Origin of the sequence: Saccharothrix longispora (genome assembly GCF_030852425.1) — a bacterium.
GTDB classification, from domain to species: domain Bacteria; phylum Actinomycetota; class Actinomycetes; order Mycobacteriales; family Pseudonocardiaceae; genus Actinosynnema; species Actinosynnema longispora.
The window spans coordinates 124,259-144,773 of record NZ_NSDM01000008.1 but is presented as its reverse complement, the minus strand read 5'-3'; the positions used below and the strand labels follow the sequence as shown (position 1 = coordinate 144,773).

Sequence of the window (20,515 nt, the reverse complement as noted above, 5' to 3'; positions counted from 1 at the left end):
GACGATGTGCGTCATGCCGGTCGAGCGGACGCTGCGCAGGGTGGCCGAGGAGGTCGAGCGGGGCGACCTGGCGAGCGTGCTGCGGGCACGGCAGCGGCTGGTCGGGCTCGTGACGAGCTACCCGGACCGGCTCGACCTGCGCGACCGCCTCGCCGGGGTGTACCGGCTGCTGGGCGACCCCGCCCAGGCCGGGCGGTGGAGCTACCTGGCCGAGGAGCGCGACGAGGCCGAGGTCGCCGCGTTCGAGCGCGCCTACCGCACGCCGCTGGCCCGGCTGACCGCGATGAACTGGGTGGGCGGCGAGGCCGCCGCGACGACGGGGACCGCGCGCGACCGGCTGGTGGCGCTCCAGAGCGCGGCCGGCGCGCAGCTGCGCGCCGAGCTGCTGGTGACCGAGGACCGCGACTCGTCGTGGGCGACGAACGCGCTCGTGCTGCTCGGCCTCGTGGTGGTGCTGCTGTGCTTCGTCGTCGGGGTGGTGACGCTCGTCATCTGGGCCTACAGGTGGTCCACCGGCTGAGCGCATCCTGGTGGCATGAACCCCGACGTCTCCGCCGCCGCCGACCGCATCCGACCGCACGTCCGCCGCACGCCCCAGTGGCGCGTCGAGGTCGACGGCCGGCCGCTCGTCCTCAAGCTCGAACACCTCCAGCTCACCGGCTCGTTCAAGCTGCGCGGCGCGGTGAACGCCCTGCTCACCGCAGGTTCACCCGAACGTGTGGTCACGGCGTCGGGCGGCAACCACGGCCTGGGCGTGGCGGAGGCCGCGCGGCTGCTCGGCGTGCCCGCCACCGTGTTCGTGCCGGTGAGCGCGCCGGAGGGCAAGGTGCGGCGCATCGAGGCGGCCGGCGCGAAGCTCATCCGGCACGGGGACACCTACGCGGAAGCGGTGCTGGCCGCGCGCGAGACGCCGGGCTTCTACTTGGAGGCGTACGACTCGCCGGACGTCGTGGCTGGTCAGGGCACTGTGGCGGCCGAGGTCGTGCAGGACGACCCGGACGTGGACGTCATCGCGGTGGCCGTCGGCGGCGGTGGTCTGGCGGCGGGCACGGCACTGGGCTCGGGGCTGCCGACGGTGGCCGTCGAGCCGGAGCGCTGCTGCGCGCTGCACCGCGCCCTGGCGGCCGGCGAGCCCGTCGACTCGGAGGTCGCCTCGGTGGCCGCATCCGCCCTCGGGGCCACCCGGGTGGGTGAAATCCCGTTCGAGGTGCTGCGGGCGCACGACGTGCGCCCGGTGCTGGTGTCGGACGCCGAGCTGCTGGCCGCCCGCGACCGGTTGTGGGAGGAGTTCCGGTTGGCCGTGGAACCGGCCGCCGCCGTGCCGTTCGCCGCGTGGCTGGCCGGGCGCGTGCCGGGTGAGCTGGCGTGCGTCGTGCTGTGCGGCGCGAACACCGACTGGACGCCCTGACGGGAACCCCGTCCCGGACCCCCGCACCGGGGGCCGGGACGGGTCGCTACTCCTCCCGCCACCGCCAGGACACCGGCACGTCGTCGGCCTCGCGCGGACGCGCGACCCTGGGCCCCGCTCCCCGCGCCTGAGCCGGCACGTCGACCTCGACCACCGGCACCATCCGGTCGACCCGCTCGACCAGCGCCTCGACGCGAGCCAGCACGGTCGCCCACTCCACCCGGTGCCGGCGTTCACGAGCGACCCACTGCACCGTCCGGACCTCGGCCCTCAGCCGCTCGTGCTGCTCGACCGTGAGGCGCTGCGCGGACGGGTGGTCGACCTTGCTCCCCAGCACACCGACCCGTTGTTCGACGTCCGCCAGCGACTGGCGTCGTCGTGCGTTGTCATGCGACACCCGACCAGTGTCCCAAATCGCACCGACAAAATCCCCGGCTCAGCGCGTCGACCTGATGGTCGCGCTCGCCAGCACGAGGTCGCCCGCGGCGTCCTCCCGGTACACCGCGACGGCCTGACCAGGGGCGACGCCGCTCAGCGGCTCCCGCAGGCGGACCACCAACTCGCCGTCGACGATTTCCGCGACCGCGGGCGCGAGGCCGCCGTGCGCGCGCACCTGCGCCACGCACTCCACCGGGCCGTCGAACCGCGCCCGCGTCACGGGCCGCGTCGCCACGATCTCGGTGACCTGGAGCCTCTCCGCCGAACCGACCCGCACGGTGCCGCTCACGGGCTCCAGCGACAGCACGTACCGCGGCCTGCCGTCCGGCGCCGGCGCGTCGATGCCGAGGCCCTTGCGCTGGCCGACGGTGAACTCGTGCACGCCGACGTGCCGGCCGAGCACCGCGCCGGTCTCGTCGTCCACCAGCACGCCGGGCTGCTCGCCGAGCTTGCGGGTGAGGAAGCCGCGGGTGTCGCCGTCGGGGATGAAGCAGATGTCGTGGCTGTCGGGCTTCTCGGCGACCTGCAACCCGCGCGCGGCTGCCTCGGCGCGCACCTCGGTCTTGGTCGAACCGCCGAGCGGGAACAGCGCGTGCGACAGCTGCTCGCGGGTCAGCGACGCCAGCACGTAGGACTGGTCCTTGCCGTCGTCGGCGGACCGGCGCAGCTCCACCTCGCCGCCCACCGCGGACAGCCGCGCGTAGTGGCCGGTGCACACCGCGTCGAAGCCGAGCGCGACCGCCTTGTCCAGCAGCGCCTCGAACTTGATCTTCTCGTTGCACCGCAGGCACGGGTTGGGCGTGCGGCCCGCCGCGTACTCGGCGACGAAGTCGTCCACCACGTCCTCGGTGAACCGCTCCGCGAAGTCCCAGACGTAGAACGGGATGCCGAGCACGTCCGCCGCGCGCCGCGCGTCCCGGGCGTCCTCGACCGTGCAGCAGCCGCGCGCGCCGGTGCGCAGCGTGCCCGGCTTCGCGGACAGCGCCAGGTGCACGCCGGTCACGTCGTGCCCGGCCTCCACCGCACGCGCCGCGGCCACGGCGGAATCCACACCGCCGCTCATCGCCGCCAGCACCCGCATCCCCGTCACACCTCCGCTGTCCTGTGGCCCCGGGTCCTGCCCGCGAGCCGCTTCAGGCCCGCGATGCCCGCGGTGCGGGCGCGGTCGACGACCGGGCCGATCACGTCGACCAGCTCGCGCACCTCGGCCGCCGTGGACGTGTGCCCCAGCGAGAAGCGCAGCGAGCCGCGCGCCGCCACCGGGTCCACACCCATCGCCAGCAGCACGTGGCTGGGCTGCGCCACGCCCGCGGTGCACGCCGAACCGGTGGAGCACTCCACGCCCTTGGCGTCGAGCAGCATCAGCAGGCTGTCGCCCTCGCAGCCGGGGAAGGTCAGGTGGGCGTTGCCGGGCAGCCGGTGCACCGGGTCGCCGTTCACCGCCACGTCCGGCACCACCCGGCGCACCTCGGCGACCAGCTCGTCGCGCAGCGCGGACAACCTCGCGGCCGCCTCCTCGCGGTGCTCGACCGCGTGCCGCACCGCCGCCGCCAGGCCCACGATCGCGGGCACGTCGAGCGTGCCGGAGCGCACGTCGCGCTCCTGCCCGCCGCCGTGCAGCACCGGCGTGGTGGGGACGTCCCGGCCCAGCAGCAGCACGCCCACGCCGTAGGGGCCGCCGACCTTGTGGCCGGAGAGGGTGAGGGCGGAGGCGCCGGACGCCGCGAAGTCCACGGGCACCGCGCCGACCGCCTGCACGGCGTCGGTGTGGAACGGCACGCCGGCGGCGGCGCACAGCGCGGCCAGCTCGCGCACCGGGTTGACGGTGCCGACCTCGTTGTTCGCCCACATCGCGGTGACCAGGGCGACGTCGTCGCCCAGCGCGTCGGCCAGCACCTCGGGCCGGACGCGGCCGAGGCCGTCGGGTTCGAGCCACGTGACGTCGGCGCCCTCGTGCTCGACCAGCCACTGCACCGCGTCCAGCACGGCGTGGTGCTCGACGGACGAGGCGACCACGCGCCTGCGGCGGTCCGTGCGGCGGGACCAGTAGACGCCCTTCACGGCGAGGTTGTCGCTCTCCGTGCCGCCACTGGTGAAGATCACCTCGGAGGGGCGCGCGCCGAGGGCGTCGGCGATGTCCTCCCGCGCCTCCTCGACCGCGCGCCGGGCCCGCCGCCCGGAGGTGTGCAGCGACGAGGCGTTGCCCGGGGTGGACAACGCCCTCGTCATCGCCTCGATCGCCCCCGGGAGCATGGGGGTCGTGGCGGCGTGGTCGAAGTAGGCCATCAGTGGTCCAGGGTAGCCCGCCCCAGCCGGCCGGCGAGTACGGCACCGAGCACGGCGACCCCGGCCATCAGCAGGTCGAACGGCAGCACGGCCGCGGTGGGCGCGGTGGCCGAGGCGAAGGTCGTGACGAGCACGCCGCCGAGACCGACCAGCAGCGCCGAGCCGAGCATGTCGCTGATCTGGAGCGCTGCCGAGTTGAAGCCCCGGTCGACGTCGGTGGACGCGGCCAGGGTGAGCACGCTGAGGCTCGACATGGCCAGCCCCATCCCGGCCCCGGCGATCGCCCACAGCACCGGCGTGGCCCACGCGGGACCCCACGGGGGTGCGATGAGCGTCACGCCCGCGATGCCCGCCGCGTTGAGGACGAACCCCCACCGCACCAGCTTCTCGCGCGGGATGTGCGTCCGGCGCGACTGCCACCAGGCGGCGCTCGACCAGCCGAGCGCGCTCAGCGTGAGCGGGATGCCGGAGGCGACGGCCGAGTAGCCGTGCACGGACGTCAGGGTCAGCGGGATGAACGCCTCGGCGGCGAAGAACGACCCGGCGAGCAGGGCGCGGGCCAGGATCGTCATCGGCAGGCCGGGTCGGGCGGTCAGCGTGCCCCTGGGCAGCAGCACGCGCAGCGAGGGCACCAGCGCGGCCAGCCCGGCGGCCCCGATCACCAGGTCGAGCCCGCTGGGGTGCTGCGCGGCCCAGCTCAGCGCCGCCACGCCCCCGCCGGCCCCGAGCGCCGCCCACGGCAGACCGCGCCGCGTGCCCTGGTCGGGGGTGTGCGCGGGCAGGTTCCGCAGGACCGGCACCAGCAGCAGCACGCCGAGCAGCACGAACGGCGCGAGCCCGAGGAACACCCACCGCCAGCTCGCCACCTCGGTCAGCCACCCGGACAGCGCCGGGCCGACCAGTGAGGGCACCACCCACGCGGAGGCCAGCAGCCCGAACACGGCGGGCCGGTCCCGTTCCGGGTACACCAGCCCGATCAGCACGTAGACCGCGACCACCTGCGCCCCGCCGCCGATGCCCTGGAGCACCCGGCCGAGCAGCAGCTGCACCATGTCCTGCGCGAGGCCCGCGACGACCAGGCCGACCAGGAACAGCGCCGGTCCCACCAGCAGCGACGGGCGCGGCCCGCGCAGGTCGCTCAGCCGCCCGGACAGCACGGTCGCCACGACGCTGGCGGCGAGGAAGGCGAGGAAGGGCCAGGCGTACAGGTCGTTGCCGCCCAGCTCGGCGACCATCCTCGGCATGGCGGTCGAGACGCCCATGTTCTCGAAGGCGAGGAGGGTGACGAGGAGCACTATGCCGATCGTCGGTCCCCGCCGTTCGGCGGTCCAGAGGTTGCTCTTGCCGGCAGGCGCCTCGGTGCTCGTCACGGCTCAATGGTTCAACCTCCACCCCCGTCGAGGTCAAGGTGATATGACCTGGACGGGCGGGGACCGCTCACGGCGGCACGGCCCGCGGCGCCGGCCGCGTCATCGCGGGCGTCCCGCCGGTGGCACCCGGCTCGGGGCGCCGAGCACCGAGTGCTCCCGCCGCACCGGCACGACCAGGTCGCCGTGCGCGACCCGCTCCGACTCCCGCTGCACGATCGCCGCCAGCTCGCGGCGGTCCGCCGCGCGACCGGGCGCGACCTCGTCGAGCACGTGCACCTCCACGACGAGCCGCCGGGCGCGCAGCACGCGCGACACGGAGTCGAGGAGCGTGTCCGAGCCGACGAACGCGGGCCGCGTCGAGGACGCCCCCTCCTGGAGGTAGCGCAGCACGACGGGCCGCACGGGCACGCCCGCGTCCAGCGCCGCCTGGAACAGGGCCGGGCGGTAGCGGCCGGACGCCACGCCGCACCACGTGGTGCCCTCGGCGTGGATGCCCACGGCCGCGCCCCCGCGCAGCGCCGCGGCCAGCTCCGCCACCGTGCCCGGCAGCAGGGACAGCCGCTCGCGGTCCAGGTACACGGTGCGGGCCGCGGTGATCAGGCGCCCCAGCACGGGCCAGTCGCGGATGTCCCGCTTGGCGACCAGGCGGATCGGCTGGGTCGCGTCGATGGCCAGCTCGTCCAGCCACGACACGTGGTTGGACACCACCAGCACGCCGCGACCGGGTGTCGCCTGGAACACCGGCCCGACGACCCGCAGCCGCGCGCCGAACGCCCGCAGCAGCGCCCGGAACCAGCCGCGCAGCAACGACTGGCGCGCCCCGCCCCGCAGCACGAGCACCGCGCACACCACCAGCGCGCCGGACAGCAGCACGACGAGCGCCGCGAACCCCCGGAGGAACGCCCGGAACCCGCCCACGGTCGGCGTCGAGCGGTCGACGCACCCGTCACCGCACGGCGACACCGGCATCCACGGGTGCGCGCTCACGCCCCCTCCCCGAGGAAGAACTTCAGGTACCGCCGGTCCACGCGGTCCATGCCGAGCAGCACGGGCAGGTCGACCACGCCGAAGTCGGCGTCCAGCGCGGGCGGTCCGCACACCCACGCGCCCAGCCGCAGGTAGCCCTTGAGCAACGGCGGCAGCACGGCCTTGCCGGTCCGCCGCACCGCGTCCGGGTCCCACGCGCGCAGCGGCACGACCCGGTGCTCCTCGGGCGCCAGGTGCCGGGCGCGCACCAGGTCCCACACGCCCGCCGCGAACGCGCCGCCGTCGTGCAGCGGCACGGAGGCGCAGCCGATGAGCCACGAGTGCCCGGACAGCAGCATGTACCGGGCGATCCCGGCCCACACGAGGGACACGACGGCGCCGTTGCGGTGGTCGGGGTCCACGCACGAGCGGCCCGTCTCCACCAGCGACGGCCGCAGCGGGTCCAGCCGGGACAGGTCGAACTCGGTGTCGGAGTACAGCCGCCCGGCCTCGCGGGCCCGCTCGGGCGGCAGCATCCGGTAGGTGCCGACGATGTCGCCGGTGCGGTCGTCGCGCACCACGAGGTGGTCGCAGAACTCGTCGAAGTCGTCCACGTCGTGGCCGGGCACGGGCGTGCGCAGGGTGGCGCCCATCTCCTCGGCGAACACCCGGTGCCTCAGCCGCTGCGCGGCGACGACCTCGTCGCCCTCGCGCGCGACCAGCAGGGAGTAGCGCGGCGCGTCGGAAGCGGCGTCACCGGTGCTGACAAGCAGTTGCGGCTGCGTCATGGGTCTGGTCTACCGACCGGTCGGCGACCGGGAGCAGGCCGTTCCGGTGACGCGTCGGTGAGGGCTCGGTGAAGCCCTGGTGGGCAGGGGACGGGCGAGGGCCGCCCCGCGACGTGCGGGACGGCCCTCGACGTGCGAGCGGGTGCTCAGCCCTTGCGCTTGCCCACCTCGTCGGTGAGCTGCGGCGCGACGGCGAACAGGTCGCCGACGACGCCGAAGTCGGCGATCTCGAAGATCGGCGCCTCCGGGTCCTTGTTGACCGCGACGATCGTCTTCGACGTCTGCATGCCCGCCCGGTGCTGGATGGCGCCGGAGATGCCCAGGGCGATGTAGAGCTGCGGCGACACCGTCTTGCCGGTCTGGCCGACCTGGAACTGGTGCGGGTAGTAGCCGGAGTCGACCGCGGCGCGGGACGCGCCCACGGCGGCGCCCAGGCTGTCGGCGAGCTTCTCGACGACGTCGAACTTCTCCGCGCTGCCCACGCCGCGACCGCCGGACACGACGACCGACGCCTCGGTCAGCTCCGGGCGGTCGCCGCCGGTGATCGGCTCGCGGCCGGTCACGCGGGTCACCGTGGCCGGGTCGGCCGCGGGGACCTCGACGGCCTGCTCGACCGCGTCGGCCGGGGACTCGGTCGCCTCGACGCCGCCGGGGCGGATCGCGATGACCGGGACGCCCTGCTTGACCTTCGACTTCACGACGTACGCGCCGCCGAAGATCGACTGGGTGGCCACGCCCTCGCCGTCGAGGTCGACGGCGTCGTAGAGCAGGCCGGAGCCGAGGCGCACGGCCAGCCGGCCCGCGACCTCCTTGCCCTCCAGCGTCGCCGACACCAGCACGGCGGCCGGGGACGCGGTGCCCGCGATCGCAGCCAGGGCGTCGACCTTGGGCGTCACCAGGACGTTGAGGGCGTCGTCGGACTCGACGGCGTAGACCTTCGTCGCGCCGTAGCGGCCGAGGGACTCCCTCACCTTGCCCGCGGTGCCGGGCGATCCGACCACCACCGCGGCCGGCTCGCCGAGACCGCGCGCGGCGGATAGAAGCTCATAGGTGACCTTCTTGACCTCGCCGTCGACGTGATCGACGAGGACCAGGACTTCGGACATGTGTTCCCTCGCCTTCAGATGAGCTTCTGGCCGACCAGGTACTCGGCGATCTTCGAACCGCCGTCACCCGAGTCCTCGACGCGCTGACCGGCGCTGCGCGGCGGCTTCGGGGCCGCCTCCAGCACCTGCGACCACGCGGCGCCGAGGCCGACCTCGCCGGCGTCCAGACCGAGGTCCGCGACGGTGAGCGTGCTCACGGGCTTCTTCTTGGCCGCCATGATGCCCTTGAAGGACGGGTAGCGCGGCTCGTTGATCTTCTCGTTCACGGAGACCACGGCGGGCAGGCTCGCCTCCAGGTGCGCCACGCCCTCGTCGGTCTCGCGCTCGGCCTTGACGGTGCCGCCCTCGACGCTGAGCTTGCGCACCTGCGTCACCTGCGGGAGGCCCAGCAGTTCGGCCAGGATGGCGGGCACGGCGCCCGCGCGGCCGTCGGTGGCCTCGTTGCCGGCGATGACGAGGTCGAAGCCCTCGACCGTGCCGATGGCCTTGGCCAACACCTTCGCGGTGGTGATCGCGTCGGAGCCGTGCAGCGCCTCGTCGGAGACGTGGATCGCCTTGTCCGCCCCCATGGACAGCGCCTTGCGGATCGCGTCGGTGGCGCGCGCGGGACCCATCGAGACGACGGTCACCTCACCGCCGTGCGCCTCCTGGAGCAGCAGGGCCTCTTCCACGGCGCGCTCGTTGATCTCGTCGAGCACGGCGTCCGCGGAGTCGCGGTCGAGGGTGTGGTCGGCGTCGGAGAGCTTGCGCTCTGACCAGGTGTCGGGCACCTGCTTGACCAGGACGACAATGTTCATGGGTCCTCTTCGACCTCCTGCGGACGGGCGGCGACGTGCCTGGGCGACGGTGGTTTCCCCCGGTCGCCGGTTGTTCTCGGTGACCCGTGACCCTGCCATGTCATCGCCGCGTTGGCATGGTGGTGTCGACCACCCCGATGTTACCCGTGAGTAGCAGGGGTGCAAACGACAGCAAGCACCCGGCAAGCGTGATGATGCTCACTGGGCCGTTCCGCCCACTCGCACGACCGCCTGCGCAGCGGTCGCGTCACCACGCGCGTCGTGACCACCCCGTTACAAACGCTCCCCCTGTTGGGTTACCGTCGCCCCATGTTCCGGCGAGTAGCGATAGTCACGGACTCCACCGCGTGCCTGCCGCCGCAGTTGACCGAGAAGCTCGGGATCACCGTCGCGCAGCTCCAGGTCCGGATCGGCGACTGGGTGGAGGACGAGGTCCGCGTCCCGGTGCCCAGGCTGGTGGACGCGCTGCGCGGTCGGCTCGACGTGGTCACCGCGCCGCCCGACCCCGGCGCGTTCTTCTGGACCTACGCCGACGCCGCGGCCTCCGGCGCGGAGGCGATCGTGTCGCTGCACGTGTCCACCGGGTTGTCGGGGACCGTCGAGGCCGCCCGGCAGGCCGCCGCCCAGTCGCAGGTCCCGGTCCACGTCGTGGACACCCGCACCTGCGGGATGAGCCTCGGCTACGCGGTGGTCGCCGCCGCCACGGTCGCCGCGGCGGGCGGCGGGGTCGAGCGGGTCGTGTCGGCGGCCCAGCGCACCGCGACCCGCAGCACCGAACTGCTCTACGTCGACACGCTGGAGTTCCTGAAGCGCGGCGGGAAGATCGGCCGGGCGGCGGCCCTGCTCGGCTCGACGCTGTCGATGAAGCCCCTGCTGACCATGTCCGGCGGGCAGATCACCCCGCTGGACAAGGTGCTCGGCGCGGAGCGGGCCGTGCGCAGGATGGTGGACATCGCGGTCAAGCGCGCGGGGGGCGGCCAGGTCGACATCGCGGTCGAGCACTTCGACTCCGCCGAGCGCGCGGGGTCCGTCCTGCAGTCGCTGCGCGGGAAGCTGCCCAACGTGCGCCGGTTCATGCTCACGCAGGTGAGTTCCGCGATCGGCGCGCACGTCGGCCCGGGAGCCGTCGGGGTGACCGTTTCGCCGGTTTAGCCGGGTTGGGAACCGCGGTGGGGGTTTGGGCGTTGAGCGGACAGGGAAGCTTGGACTGTCAAGGAGGTAGACATGGCTTCGCTGTTCAGCAAGATCGCCGCGTTCGCCCGCAGTCCTCAAGGTCGTCGGGTCACCGATCAGGTCAAGAACGCCGCCCGCGACCCGCGCAACCGCGCCAAGGCGCAGCAGATGCTGCGCAAGTTCCGCGGCAACAAGCACTAGCTCCGACAACGGCCACCGGCTCCGGCGGACGACGGGGACCGGTGGCGACCGGTCACCGGCGGCCCGAGTTCCGGTGACCGGGCTCCGACCGGCGCCGGGCCGCTTCGAACGCCCGCAGGTGGCGCTCGCGGCACCCGCTCGCGTCCGGCCGGGATTCCCCCGGCGGGTACGGGTCCGCCCGAACCGGCAGGTCCGCGGCGACGTGCGCCGGCGCCCCGTTCGCGGGATGCGCCGGCGTCGTCGCGTCCGGGGCCCGCTCCACCGGTTCGGCGGGTCGCCCGGTCTCCGTTCCCGGGGCGGCCGTTCCCGGGGCGACCTCTCCCCCGTCCTCGGGATCGGTGGCGGGCACGGTGCGCAGCACCACGGGTCCCGGGCTCCCCGGCGCCGCGGCCATCTCCGGCGCCACGGGCGCGAGGGCCACCAGCGCGGGCTCGGAACCGGCCCGCCGCGCCGGTTCCGGCAGGTCGCGCACCAGGTGGATGCGGCGCGCGGCGGCGGGCGCCACCGGCCGCTCGGGCTCCGGGTCGGGCACGACCGACAGCTTCGGCTGCTCGGGCAGCCCCTGCGGGATGCCCGGCACCGGGATGCCCAGCACCGGGTTGCGGTGGATCGGCCTGGTCGCGTAGTCCTCGGGCGGCCAGGGCTCCTCCTCGCGCACCCGCACGTCCGGTTCGACGGCCTCGGGCCACTGCCGGGGCTCCTCCTCCGGCACGGGCTCGCGCCGGAGCATGACGGCCGTCAGCACGCACCCGGCGACGAACGACAGCGCGCACAACCCGACGACGAACGCCACCGCACCTGACATCACCGCATCCCTACCCCACGAGCACGTCGACTCGGGGACCGTCACCGAAGGACGGGCCCCGCACCGGGGCGGCCACGTCCCCGGCGCTGATGGACTCGGCCGGGACACCGCGCCCGACCGGGGACTCCCGCACGACCCCGTCGCGCCCGGCGGACCGCGCCGGCTCCTGCGTCGGCCGGACCGGCGCGGCGGTGGGCCGCGGCGCCCCGTGGCCCGTCGACGAGGTGACGGACGGCGGCGCGGCGGCGACCTCCCCGCCGTGGCCGCCGAACCAGAACGCGGTGACCGCGGCGGGCACCACGACCAGCCCCGCCGCGAACGGCGGGACCGGCCTCCCGGAGCGGACGGGCATCAGGCGTCCACCCGGCGCCCGGAGTCCTGCCCCGCACCTACCTGCCCGCTGCCCGCCTGCCCCGCGCCGACCGGCACGCCGTTGGACTGCCGATCACCGCCCTGCCGGACCGCGTCGGCCTCCTCGGCGCTGGTCTGCTCCGGGATCAGGCTCGGCACGTGGTCGGCCGCCGACGCCAGCGCCACGCGGGCCGCCGCGAGCTGGTCCGCCACGGTGTGCCGCAGCTCGTCGAGCTGGTCGCTGCGCTGCTGGATCTCGGCGATGCGCCGGTGCGCCTCGCGCGCGGCCATCTTCACCAGGAACGCGGCCCGCGTGCGGGCCAGCTCCTCCTGCTCGGCGAGGTGCTGGTCGGCCTCGTGGCGACGCCGGGTCATGGTCAGCTCGAAGAAGTTCTGCGCCTTGGCGCGCTTGGCGTCGGACTCCGCCTCCAGCCCGGCGCACCGCTCGGCGGTCTCGCGCAGCAGGCGGTCCGCCTCCGCCTGGGCCTGCACCACGGCGGCGGCGCACTCGGCGTCGGTCTCCTCGGTGCGGGCCTTCAGGTGCGCCTCGACCTCGACGCGGCGGCGCTCCAGGTCGACCTCGCGCTGGTCCAGCTCGGCGGCACGCCGGTTCGCGGCCTCGCGCTGCTCGGCGGCGTGCGCGTCGGCGCGTTCGCGGAAGGCCTCGATCTCCGCCTCGACCTGGCGGACCCGCTCGGCCAGCTCGACCTCGGTGCGCTGCCGCAGGGCGGCCACGTCGCGCTCGGCGCGCAGCCGCAGCTCGTTCGACTCGTCCTCGGCGAGCAGCAGCATCCGGTGCAGGCGCTCGGTCGCGCCGGCCGTCGTGCCCGGCGACATCTCCATCCGCTCGATCCGCGCGCGGGCCTCGTCCAGGTCGCGCCTGGTCATCTCCAGCAGCTTGCGGAGGTCGGCGGCCTGCGCCAGGGCCTCGGCGCGGTCGAGGGTCGTGTACCTGAGCTGCTCCTCCAGGTTCTCCAGGTGCTCGATCACCTGCTTGCGGTGGAATCCCCGGTAGACCACGTCGAAACCCGCGTGCAGCGGAACAATCTCCGGCTCTTTCGCACCCATGGTCGCCCCACTCGGTTGAAGATTGGCCGAGAGTACCGAGCACGCGGCACCTCAACCAGCACTTGACCACCTCTCACTACCCCGCGCATCCCGGGGTGAAGCGGCCCGGAGCAGCCGTAACACTATCGTGGATGATCGCCGCCCCCCTGATTGGAGGTCACCCGATTGTGTCATTGTCGACGAATGGGCGACCTCCGGCGGAATGGCCACTCCACGCCGCTCCGGAAAACCGGGAACCGACCGCTCACGTGAATTCACCGCCCTCCCGGGACCGGGCGCTGCCTACCCGTCAGTAACGGGCAACTACGCTGGTCGGGTGACCGTCGAGCCGCTGCCCCTCACCGGTGAGCGCACCGTGCCCGGTGTCGCCGAGGAGAACTACTGGTTCAGGCGCCACGAGGCCGCCTACCTCGACCTCGTGCGGCACTGCGGGGGCGCGGTGGTGCTGGAGGCCGGGTGCGGCGAGGGCTACGGGGCCGCGCTGGTCGCCGAGCGCGCCGCGCGGGTCGTGGCGCTGGACTACGACGGGCCGACCGCCGCCCACGCCGCGCGGGCGTACCCGGCGCTGGACGTGGTGCGCGGAAACCTCGCGTCCCTGCCGCTGCGCGACGCGAGCGTGGACGTCGTGGCGAACCTCCAGGTGATCGAGCACCTGTGGGACCAGGAGGGTTTCCTCGCCGAGTGCGCGCGGGTGCTGCGGCCCGGCGGCAGGCTGCTCGTCACCACGCCGAACCGGATCACCTTCTCCCCCGGCCGCGACACGCCGCTGAACCCGTTCCACACCCGCGAGCTGGCGCCGGCGGAGCTGCGCGACCTGCTCGTCGGCGCGGGCCTGCGCGTGGAGCTGCTGGCCGGGCTGCGGCACGGACCCGCGCTGCGCGAGCTGGACGCGCGGTTCGGCGGCTCCGTCATCGACGCCCAGGTGGCGGTGGTGGTGGACGGCGGGGAGTGGCCCGCCGACCTGCTGGCGGCCGTGGCGTCGGTGCGCAGCGAGGACTTCGAGATCACCACCGACGACCTGGACGCCTCGCTCGACCTCGTGGCCGTGGCGGTGCGCGGGTGAGCGGTGCGGGGACGACGGGGACCGAGGGCACGTTCTGCCTGGTCCTGCACAGCCACCTGCCGTGGCTCGCGCACCACGGGGCCTGGCCGGTCGGCGAGGAGTGGCTGTACCAGGCGTGGGCGCACTCCTACCTGCCCGTGGTGGACCTGCTGGAGAGGTTCGCCGCCGAGGGCCGCGAGGACGTGCTGACGCTCGGCGTGACACCGGTGCTGGCCGCCCAGCTCGACGACCCGTACTCGCTGCGCGGCCTGCACGACTGGCTGGGGAACTGGCAGCTGCGGGCGCACGGCGCGGCTCCCCGGCTGCCGGACCTGGCGGCGCGCGAGCACCGGGCGTCCGCGTGGGCGCTGGAGCGCTTCGAGACGCGGTGGCGGCACGGCTTCTCGCCCGTGCTGCGCCACCTCGTGGACTCGCGGGTCGTCGAACTGCTCGGCGGGCCGGCCGCGCACCCGTTCCAACCGCTGCTCGACCCGCGCGTGCGGGCGTTCTCGCTGCGCACCGGCCTGGCCGACACCGCGCTGCGGATCGGCTCGGCGCCCGAGGGCATCTGGGCGCCGGAGTGCGCCTACGCGCCGGGCCTGGAGCACGACTACGCGCGGGCCGGCGTGCGGCGGTTCCTGGTGGACGGCCCGTCGCTGCGCGGCGACACCGCCGCGGGCAGGCCGGTCGGCACCTCGGACGTGGTGTGCTTCGGACGCGACCTGGAGGTGTCCTACCGGGTGTGGTCGCCGAAGGTCGGCTACCCCGGCGACCCCGCGTACCGCGACTTCCACACCTACGACCACCCCAGCGGGCTCAAGCCGTCCAGGGTGACCGGCAAGGGCGTCGCGCCGGAGGACAAGCGGCCCTACGAGCCGGACGCGGCGGCGCTCGCCGTGCGGCGGCACGCGGCGGACTTCGTGGACGTCGTCGTGGCGCGGCTGCGGGCGCTGCGGGAGCGGCACGGCAGGCCGTCGCTCGTGGTCGCCGCCTACGACACCGAGCTGTACGGGCACTGGTGGCACGAGGGCCCGCGCTGGCTGGAGGCCGTGCTGCGGCTGCTGCCCGAGGCCGGGGTGCGGGTCACGTCGCTGCGCGGCGCGGTCGAGGCCGGGCACGTGGGCGCGCCCGTCGAGGTGCCGCCGTCGTCGTGGGGCGCGGGCAAGGACTGGCACGTGTGGAACGGGCCGCAGGTCGCCGACCTGGTCGACCTCAACGCGTCCGTGCAGCGGGAGCTGCTGGAACTGGACCTGTCCGGCCCGGTGCGGTCGCCGGTCGCCGACCAGGCGGTGCGCGAGGCGCTGCTGGCGCTGTCCAGCGACTGGGCGTTCATGGTCACCAAGGACTCGGCCGCCGACTACGCGCGCTACCGGGCCAAGGTGCACGCCGACCGGTTCGCCGAGCTGGCCGCGCTGCTGCGCGCCGGGTCGCCGGCCCGCGCCCTGCCCCGGGCACGCGAACTGCGCGCGGTCGACGGGCCGTTCGGGCACCTCGACGCGCGGGGGCTGGGCCGGGTGGCCCGTCCCGGCGCCGCCCGCACCCAGCACTGACGCCGACGAATGCGAGGATGCCCCATGCGCGTGCTGATGTTGTCGTGGGAGTACCCGCCGGTCGTCGTGGGCGGCTTGGGCAGGCACGTGCACGCGCTGGCGACGTGCCTCGCGGCGCAGGGGCACGAGGTGGTCGTGCTGTGCCGGCAGCCCGCGGGCACGGACGCGGTGACGCACCCGACGTCCGACGAGGCGGTCGAGGGCGTGCGGCTGGTGCGCGTCGCGGAGGACCCGGCGCACCTGGTGTTCGAGCGCGACCTGGTGGCCTGGACGCTCGCCCTGGGCCACGCCATGACGCGGGCCGGGCTCGCGCTGCTGCGCGGGTGGCGGCCGGACGTGGTGCACGCGCACGACTGGCTCGTGACGCACGCCGCCGTGGCGCTGTCCGAGGCGTCCGGCGCGCCGCTCGTGGCCACCGTGCACGCGACCGAGGCCGGTCGGCACAGCGGGTGGCTGTCGCAGGTGCTCAACCAGCAGGTCCACTCCATCGAGTGGTGGCTGGCGAACCGCGCCGACGCGCTGATCACGTGCTCGGCGGCGATGCGGGCCGAGGTGGCGCACCTGTTCGAGGTGGAGCGGTCGCCGATCACCGTGCTGCACAACGGCATCGAGCCGCGCCGGTGGCGGGTGCGCGCCGCGGACGTGGCCGAGGCCCGCGCGGAGCACTCCCCGACCGGCGCGCCGCTGCTGCTGTTCTTCGGCCGGTTGGAGTGGGAGAAGGGCGTGCAGGACCTGATCGCGGCCCTGCCGAGGGTGCGTCGCGCGCACCCCGGCACGCGCCTGGTCGTGGCCGGCACCGGCACGCACCGCGACTGGCTCGTGGAGCAGGCACGCAAGCACAAGGTGCGCCGCGCGGTCGACTTCGTCGGCCACCTGCCCGACCGCTCCCTGGCCGCCGTGCTGGCCGCCGCCGACGCGGTGGTCCTGCCGTCGCGCTACGAGCCGTTCGGCATCGTCGCCCTGGAGGCCGCCGCCGCGGGCGCGCCGCTCGTCGCCTCCACCGCCGGCGGCCTGGGCGAGGTCGTCCTGGACGGCCGCACGGGCCTGTCGTTCCCGCCGGGCGACGTGGACGCCCTGACCGCCGCCGTCCGCGCGGTCCTGGACGACCCGTCGGCGGCCGCGCGCCGGGCGAGGGCCGCCAAGGCCCGACTGACCACCGACTTCGACTGGAACCGCATCGCCGCCGACACCGCGGACGTCTACCGCTCCGCCGCGGTCCGCGCCCGCGAGCCGCTGGGCCGGCCGAAGATCGCGACCGGAAACGCGTTCCTGTAAGAAGGAACCCGTGATCACCGACCGGACGCTCATCCGGACAGGCGAGGCCGTGCAGCTCGGCCACGGGGGCGAGCGCGACGCGGCCCGCCGGCTGCTCCAGGCGATCCGGGACGAGATCGGCGGCGAGCGGGGGACCCCCTGCACCGCTGCACGCTCGCGCACGCGATGGCGGACGTGCAGGACGACGTGCGCCGGGAACTGGTCCGGGACGAGCGGGCGCCGGCGGCGGCCGGCCCGCTGACCGACGCGCGGGTGGCGGAGGCGGGGGTGGCGCTCCCGGTGGCGGGCCTCTCCCCGTCGCCGCACCTCAACCTGAGCGAGTGCCACCGCAGGCTGGGCGACCTCGACCGGGCCCGCGAGCACCTCCGGCGCGCGCGGGACGCGATCGGCGCGCTCGGCGACGACGAGTACGGGCGGCTGATCAGGGACGGCCTGGAGCAGGTGGCCGAACAGCTGGAGAACGAGGCGTAGCCCGCCCGCGGGTCACCCCTCAGGGTCTCCCGACCGGGAGCAGTTCCGCGACCGCTCCAGGGCCTCCCGGGCCTTGCGCGCCATGTCGGCCACCGCCGCCCGGCGCACGGCGTCCGCCTCGTAGTCCGCGCGCCGGTCCTTCACGACGCGCGCCGGGATGCCGACGGCGATCTTGTAGTCCGGCACGTCGCCCCGCACGACGGCGTGCGCGCCCAGCACGCAGCCGCGCCCGATCCGCGTGCCGCGGGTGACGGTGACCTTCGTGCCCAGCCAGCAGTCCGGGCCGATGCGGACCGGGGACTTCACGATGCCCTGGTCCTTGATCGGCAGGTCGACGTCGGCCGTCACGTGGTCGAAGTCGCAGATGTAGACCCAGTCGGCGACGAGCGTGGCCGCGCCGATCTCCACGTCGAGGTAGCAGTTGACGGTGTTGTCCTTGCCGAACACCGCCTTGTCGCCGATGCGCAGCGACCCCTCGTGGCAGCGGATGGCGTTGCCGTCGCCGATGTGCACCCACCGCCCGATCTCCAGCCGGCCGTAACCGGGGCGGCAGTGCAGCTCGACGCCCTTGCCGAGGAACACCATGCCGCGCAGCACCACGTGCGGGTTCGCGATCCGGAACCGCAGCAGCCGCCAGTACCGCACCAGGTACCACGGGGTGTACGCACGGTGCCGCAGCACCCAGCGCAACGAGGCCAGGGTGAGGAACCGGGCCTGCTCCGGGTCGCGGCGCGACGTGCGCCACCTCGTCCACACCGGCGCGCCCCACATGCTCGTCACGCGGGCACTCTAGCCGCGCCTGCCCGGGCGGTACGGTCCCGGCGTCACCGAGCAGCGGGACGACGTGGGGGCACGTGGCGCACTGGGACGCGCACGGGACGGCGGGCCGCCGGCCCACCCGGGTCAGGGTCGACGCGCAGCGCGCGCGGGTCGGTGCGCGCGGACCGGCGACGCGCGGGCGGTCGTGGAGCCCGTGGGAGGTCGCGGGAGCTGTTCAACCTGTCGACCGGGTTCTGGCCGGCGGCCGAGGCGATCGACAAGGCGGACGGGAGCAGGGTCGTGGGTTACGTGGTGGGAGCAGGCGACCACGACCTCACCGTGATCGAGCAGACCGCGAAGCGGCCGGAGATCCTGCGCCAGGACTCGGTCGTCAAGAGGACGCTGTGCTCGACGCGCGACCGGGAGAACGCGGTCGCGCGCGTGGCGCTCACGCCTGTGCACCGGCTGCCGGCGCACCGCCGTGCCGATACGCCGCGGCTCCCCGCTGCTGACGGCGCGGCCGGACCGGCACCGCCCACCGGACGCCCCCGGTGGGCGCACCACCAGGATGGGGCACGTGACGACACCCCTCATCATCGACACCGACCCGGGCGTGGACGACGCCTTCGCCCTGGCCCTCGCGGTCGCCAGCCCGGAGGTCGAACTGCTCGGCGTGACCACGGTGTTCGGCAACGTCGCCCTGCCCGACACCACGGAGAACGCCCTGCGCCTGCGCGCCCTCCTCGGCCGCGAGGACGTGCCGGTCGCGGTGGGCGCGGCGCGTCCCCTCGTGCACCCGCAGCCGCGCCTGTCCAGCGCGCACGGCTCCGACGGCCTGTCGGGTTTCCGCCACACGCTGCCCGAACCGACCGCCCCTGTCGACGCGCGCGACGCCGTCACGCTGCTGCGCGAGCTGCTGGAGGCCGCCGACCGGCCGGTGACGGTCGTGCCCGTCGGCCCGCTGACGAACATCGCCCTGCTGCTGGCCGCGCACCCGCACGTGAAGCCGAAGATCGCCCGCCTGGTGATCATGGGCGGCGGCCTGGAGGGCGGCAACATCACCGCGTCCGCCGAGTTCAACCTGTGGTGCGACCCGGAGGCGGCCCGCCGCGTGCTGGCCGACGAGGACGTGCCCACGACGCTGGTCACGATGGACCTGACCAGCCGCTGCGCGGTGAGCGGCGAGTGGCTGGGCGACCTCGCGCGGACCTCGGCGCGGGCCGCGAAGCTGGTCGGCCTCACCCCCGACTACCTGGCCACCTACCGCCGCTTCCTGGGCATCGACGGCATGGCCGTGCACGACGCCGTCGCGGTCGCGGAGGCGATCCGGCCGGGCCTGCTCACCACCGCCGCCTACCCGGTGGACGTCGAGTGCGCGTTCGGCCCGAGCCGCGGCGCGGTCGTCGCGGACCGCCGCCTGGACGCACCCGCCGGGCGGCGCGTGGACGTCACGACGGGCGCGGACCTACCGGCCGTGCGCGACTTCCTGTTCGAGCGGCTGGGTGCGCTCGGCGACGGCGAGTAGGCACACCGGCTCACGGCCGATCCTGGTCAGCACGACGGTCCGCTCGACCGACCCGCTGAGCTTCAGCCGGCGGCGCAGCGCGTTCGGGTCCACGTCGAGCCCGCGGACCAGGATCTCCAGCCGGCCGACGTCGTGGGCGCGCAGGAGCGCCTTCAGCGACTTCTCGCCGTAGTGCCCGTGCTCCAGGACGCGGAACGCGCGCACGCCCGGCGGCGGGGTCGGTCCGGTCAGGTAGGCGATGCGCTCGTCGAGCTGGGCGAGGCCGTGGCGGGCGGCGTAGTGGCGCACCAGGCCCGCCCGCACCACGGCGCCGTCCGGGTCGACCAGCCACTCGGCGGGCGGGGTGACGGGGCAGTCGTCGGGGTCGGCGGAGGTGATCGTCCACTCCGCGCCGGACGACGACAGGACGGTCGCCCGCCGCGCGACGCCCGCCGTGGCCAGGCCCCGCGTCCACAGGCACGCCTCGCGGACGGCGCCGTCCAGCGACACCAGCTCGACCTCGTCGGCCCACGGCGCGACCGCGAAGTCCACGCCCGGTGAGCACTTCACGGCCAGGTCGCGCCCCCCGTACGCGGCGGCCAGCCCGTCCAGGGGCGGCAGGAAGTCGGCCGGGCGCCACGTGCGGCGGCCCGCCGAGTCGCGCCGCGCCGGGTCGGCCAGCACGGGCACCCCGCGCGACACGGGGCGCAGGGCGTCGGCGCGCACCACGGCCGCGCCGGGCACGTTGTGCCGGGCCATCGCCAGCCGCACGGGGTCGAGGTCGGAGCCGAACGACCCCGGCGGCAGCGCGGCGAGGTCCGCGCCGACCGAGCACGTCACGTCGTGCACCGGCCCGGTGAACCGCCGGGCCCGGTGCGCGGCGACCGGGTGCGCGGTGGCCTGCTGGAGCGCGTCGGCGGTGAACAGGCCGTCCTCCGCGAACGGCACCCGGCCGACCGCCCTGCGCCGCAGCAGCAGGGTCTCCAGCACGGCCGCGAAGTGCTCGGGCGCGACCGCCCGCGCCGCCCGCACGTCGGACAGCCGCGACGCGTCGGTCAGCGGCAGGTCGGCCAGCGACGACAACGCGGCGCGACCGGCGTCGGAACGCAGGTGCGCCACGTCGTCGAGGCTGAACTCGTACCCCACTGGAGCGGCTC

Annotated in this window: 23 protein-coding genes; 9 read left to right on the top strand and 14 right to left on the bottom strand. The window is 75.0% G+C overall.

Going from position 1 to position 20,515, the window contains the following annotated elements; all coding sequences use genetic code 11:
* Positions 1-13 precede the first annotated feature (13 nt).
* Both CKY47_RS19835 and CKY47_RS19830 read left to right on the top strand, forming a co-directional pair.
* The gene (locus CKY47_RS19835) at positions 14-520 is read left to right on the top strand and encodes a DUF6584 family protein (protein ID WP_306747382.1); all 507 of its coding nucleotides are present in this window, start codon (positions 14-16) and stop codon (positions 518-520) included.
* Between the two features lie 15 nt (positions 521-535).
* Positions 536-1,408 (top strand): serine/threonine dehydratase, encoded by an 873-nt coding sequence (locus CKY47_RS19830; protein ID WP_306747381.1) that lies wholly within the window; start codon positions 536-538, stop codon positions 1,406-1,408.
* A gap of 46 nt (positions 1,409-1,454) precedes the next feature.
* Here CKY47_RS19830 and CKY47_RS19825 read toward each other — a convergent pair whose 3' ends face one another.
* The 8 genes from CKY47_RS19825 to CKY47_RS19790 form a co-directional block, all read right to left on the bottom strand.
* Positions 1,455-1,805 carry a hypothetical protein gene (locus CKY47_RS19825; RefSeq protein WP_306747380.1) on the bottom strand — a complete coding sequence of 117 codons (351 nt, stop codon included), beginning with the start codon at positions 1,803-1,805 and terminating at the stop codon, positions 1,455-1,457.
* 39 nt (positions 1,806-1,844) lie between these two features.
* Positions 1,845-2,927, bottom strand: coding sequence for a tRNA 2-thiouridine(34) synthase MnmA (gene mnmA, locus CKY47_RS19820; RefSeq protein WP_306747379.1), 1,083 nt, complete (start codon positions 2,925-2,927; stop codon positions 1,845-1,847).
* 5 nt (positions 2,928-2,932) lie between these two features.
* Positions 2,933-4,132, bottom strand: coding sequence for a cysteine desulfurase family protein (locus tag CKY47_RS19815; protein WP_306747378.1), 1,200 nt, complete (start codon positions 4,130-4,132; stop codon positions 2,933-2,935).
* Positions 4,132-5,502, bottom strand: coding sequence for an MFS transporter (locus tag CKY47_RS19810; protein ID WP_306747377.1), 1,371 nt, complete (start codon positions 5,500-5,502; stop codon positions 4,132-4,134). The genes CKY47_RS19815 and CKY47_RS19810 overlap by 1 nt, the downstream gene beginning before the upstream one ends.
* A gap of 99 nt (positions 5,503-5,601) precedes the next feature.
* Entirely contained in the window at positions 5,602-6,489 is an 888-nt protein-coding gene (locus tag CKY47_RS19805) for a lysophospholipid acyltransferase family protein (protein WP_306747376.1), read from the bottom strand.
* On the bottom strand, positions 6,486-7,256 hold the full coding sequence (locus CKY47_RS19800; protein WP_306747375.1) for a GNAT family N-acetyltransferase: 771 nt from the start codon (positions 7,254-7,256) through the stop codon (positions 6,486-6,488). Before CKY47_RS19800 ends, CKY47_RS19805 begins: the two co-directional genes overlap by 4 nt.
* A 146-nt stretch (positions 7,257-7,402) precedes the next feature.
* Complete coding sequence (locus tag CKY47_RS19795; protein ID WP_306747374.1) at positions 7,403-8,362, bottom strand: electron transfer flavoprotein subunit alpha/FixB family protein; 960 nt, start codon at positions 8,360-8,362, stop codon at positions 7,403-7,405.
* Positions 8,363-8,376: 14 nt separating this feature from the next.
* The gene (locus tag CKY47_RS19790) at positions 8,377-9,159 is read right to left on the bottom strand and encodes an electron transfer flavoprotein subunit beta/FixA family protein (RefSeq protein WP_306747373.1); all 783 of its coding nucleotides are present in this window, start codon (positions 9,157-9,159) and stop codon (positions 8,377-8,379) included.
* A 309-nt stretch (positions 9,160-9,468) separates the two neighbouring features.
* Here CKY47_RS19790 and CKY47_RS19785 point away from each other — a divergent pair, with 309 nt between their 5' ends.
* Both CKY47_RS19785 and CKY47_RS19780 read left to right on the top strand, forming a co-directional pair.
* Complete coding sequence (locus tag CKY47_RS19785) at positions 9,469-10,311, top strand: DegV family protein (RefSeq protein WP_306747372.1); 843 nt, start codon at positions 9,469-9,471, stop codon at positions 10,309-10,311.
* 72 nt (positions 10,312-10,383) lie between these two features.
* Positions 10,384-10,533 carry a hypothetical protein gene (locus CKY47_RS19780; RefSeq protein ID WP_306747371.1) on the top strand — a complete coding sequence of 50 codons (150 nt, stop codon included), beginning with the start codon at positions 10,384-10,386 and terminating at the stop codon, positions 10,531-10,533.
* A 52-nt stretch (positions 10,534-10,585) separates the two neighbouring features.
* On the opposite strand, the gene CKY47_RS19775 is transcribed toward CKY47_RS19780, so the two are convergent.
* Genes CKY47_RS19775 through CKY47_RS19765 form a run of 3 tightly spaced genes read right to left on the bottom strand, consistent with a single transcriptional unit; the run spans position 10,586 to position 12,757 of the window.
* Complete coding sequence (locus tag CKY47_RS19775) at positions 10,586-11,338, bottom strand: hypothetical protein (protein WP_306747370.1); 753 nt, start codon at positions 11,336-11,338, stop codon at positions 10,586-10,588.
* 10 nt (positions 11,339-11,348) lie between these two features.
* Positions 11,349-11,690, bottom strand: coding sequence for a hypothetical protein (locus CKY47_RS19770; RefSeq protein ID WP_306747369.1), 342 nt, complete (start codon positions 11,688-11,690; stop codon positions 11,349-11,351).
* On the bottom strand, positions 11,690-12,757 hold the full coding sequence (locus CKY47_RS19765) for a coiled-coil domain-containing protein (protein WP_306747368.1): 1,068 nt from the start codon (positions 12,755-12,757) through the stop codon (positions 11,690-11,692). The genes CKY47_RS19770 and CKY47_RS19765 overlap by 1 nt, the downstream gene beginning before the upstream one ends.
* Before the next feature lie 316 nt (positions 12,758-13,073).
* On the opposite strand from CKY47_RS19765, the gene CKY47_RS19760 reads away from it, so the two are divergent.
* From CKY47_RS19760 to CKY47_RS19745, 4 genes are all read left to right on the top strand, one after another.
* Positions 13,074-13,820 carry a class I SAM-dependent methyltransferase gene (locus CKY47_RS19760; RefSeq protein WP_306747367.1) on the top strand — a complete coding sequence of 249 codons (747 nt, stop codon included), beginning with the start codon at positions 13,074-13,076 and terminating at the stop codon, positions 13,818-13,820.
* Positions 13,817-15,349, top strand: coding sequence for a 1,4-alpha-glucan branching protein domain-containing protein (locus tag CKY47_RS19755; RefSeq protein WP_306747366.1), 1,533 nt, complete (start codon positions 13,817-13,819; stop codon positions 15,347-15,349). The genes CKY47_RS19760 and CKY47_RS19755 overlap by 4 nt, the downstream gene beginning before the upstream one ends.
* Before the next feature lie 24 nt (positions 15,350-15,373).
* On the top strand, positions 15,374-16,624 hold the full coding sequence (locus tag CKY47_RS19750) for a glycosyltransferase family 4 protein (RefSeq protein WP_306747365.1): 1,251 nt from the start codon (positions 15,374-15,376) through the stop codon (positions 16,622-16,624).
* 165 nt (positions 16,625-16,789) lie between these two features.
* Positions 16,790-17,095 (top strand): hypothetical protein, encoded by a 306-nt coding sequence (locus CKY47_RS19745; protein WP_306747364.1) that lies wholly within the window; start codon positions 16,790-16,792, stop codon positions 17,093-17,095.
* A gap of 12 nt (positions 17,096-17,107) precedes the next feature.
* On the opposite strand, the gene CKY47_RS19740 is transcribed toward CKY47_RS19745, so the two are convergent.
* Together CKY47_RS19740 and CKY47_RS19735 are read right to left on the bottom strand one after the other, a co-directional pair.
* Positions 17,108-17,875, bottom strand: a complete 768-nt coding sequence (locus CKY47_RS19740; RefSeq protein ID WP_306747363.1) for an acyltransferase — start codon at positions 17,873-17,875, stop codon at positions 17,108-17,110.
* A 284-nt stretch (positions 17,876-18,159) separates the two neighbouring features.
* Positions 18,160-18,306 carry a hypothetical protein gene (locus CKY47_RS19735; RefSeq protein ID WP_306747362.1) on the bottom strand — a complete coding sequence of 49 codons (147 nt, stop codon included), beginning with the start codon at positions 18,304-18,306 and terminating at the stop codon, positions 18,160-18,162.
* Between the two features lie 125 nt (positions 18,307-18,431).
* Between CKY47_RS19735 and CKY47_RS19730 the strand changes: the two genes are divergently transcribed.
* The gene (locus tag CKY47_RS19730) at positions 18,432-19,379 is read left to right on the top strand and encodes a nucleoside hydrolase (RefSeq protein WP_306747361.1); all 948 of its coding nucleotides are present in this window, start codon (positions 18,432-18,434) and stop codon (positions 19,377-19,379) included.
* On the opposite strand, the gene CKY47_RS19725 is transcribed toward CKY47_RS19730, so the two are convergent.
* Positions 19,320-20,504, bottom strand: a complete 1,185-nt coding sequence (locus CKY47_RS19725; RefSeq protein ID WP_306747360.1) for a THUMP-like domain-containing protein — start codon at positions 20,502-20,504, stop codon at positions 19,320-19,322. The genes CKY47_RS19730 and CKY47_RS19725 overlap by 60 nt on opposite strands.
* Positions 20,505-20,515 lie beyond the last annotated feature (11 nt).

What these genes read in the sequence shown, in the direction of transcription:
- CKY47_RS19835 (WP_306747382.1), top strand. Translation starts at nt 14, where the DNA reads ATGCCGGTCGAGCGGACGCTGCGCAGGGTGGCCGAGGAGGTCGAGCGG.
- CKY47_RS19775 (WP_306747370.1), bottom strand. Translation starts at nt 11,338, where the DNA reads ATGTCAGGTGCGGTGGCGTTCGTCGTCGGGTTGTGCGCGCTGTCGTTC.
- CKY47_RS19765 (WP_306747368.1), bottom strand. Translation starts at nt 12,757, where the DNA reads ATGGGTGCGAAAGAGCCGGAGATTGTTCCGCTGCACGCGGGTTTCGAC.
- CKY47_RS19800 (WP_306747375.1), bottom strand. Translation starts at nt 7,256, where the DNA reads ATGACGCAGCCGCAACTGCTTGTCAGCACCGGTGACGCCGCTTCCGAC.
- CKY47_RS19785 (WP_306747372.1), top strand. Translation starts at nt 9,469, where the DNA reads ATGTTCCGGCGAGTAGCGATAGTCACGGACTCCACCGCGTGCCTGCCG.
- CKY47_RS19745 (WP_306747364.1), top strand. Translation starts at nt 16,790, where the DNA reads ATGGCGGACGTGCAGGACGACGTGCGCCGGGAACTGGTCCGGGACGAG.
- CKY47_RS19780 (WP_306747371.1), top strand. Translation starts at nt 10,384, where the DNA reads ATGGCTTCGCTGTTCAGCAAGATCGCCGCGTTCGCCCGCAGTCCTCAA.
- CKY47_RS19790 (WP_306747373.1), bottom strand. Translation starts at nt 9,159, where the DNA reads ATGAACATTGTCGTCCTGGTCAAGCAGGTGCCCGACACCTGGTCAGAG.
- CKY47_RS19750 (WP_306747365.1), top strand. Translation starts at nt 15,374, where the DNA reads ATGCGCGTGCTGATGTTGTCGTGGGAGTACCCGCCGGTCGTCGTGGGC.
- CKY47_RS19830 (WP_306747381.1), top strand. Translation starts at nt 536, where the DNA reads ATGAACCCCGACGTCTCCGCCGCCGCCGACCGCATCCGACCGCACGTC.
- CKY47_RS19770 (WP_306747369.1), bottom strand. Translation starts at nt 11,690, where the DNA reads ATGCCCGTCCGCTCCGGGAGGCCGGTCCCGCCGTTCGCGGCGGGGCTG.
- CKY47_RS19795 (WP_306747374.1), bottom strand. Translation starts at nt 8,362, where the DNA reads ATGTCCGAAGTCCTGGTCCTCGTCGATCACGTCGACGGCGAGGTCAAG.
- mnmA (WP_306747379.1), bottom strand. Translation starts at nt 2,927, where the DNA reads ATGCGGGTGCTGGCGGCGATGAGCGGCGGTGTGGATTCCGCCGTGGCC.
- CKY47_RS19815 (WP_306747378.1), bottom strand. Translation starts at nt 4,132, where the DNA reads ATGGCCTACTTCGACCACGCCGCCACGACCCCCATGCTCCCGGGGGCG.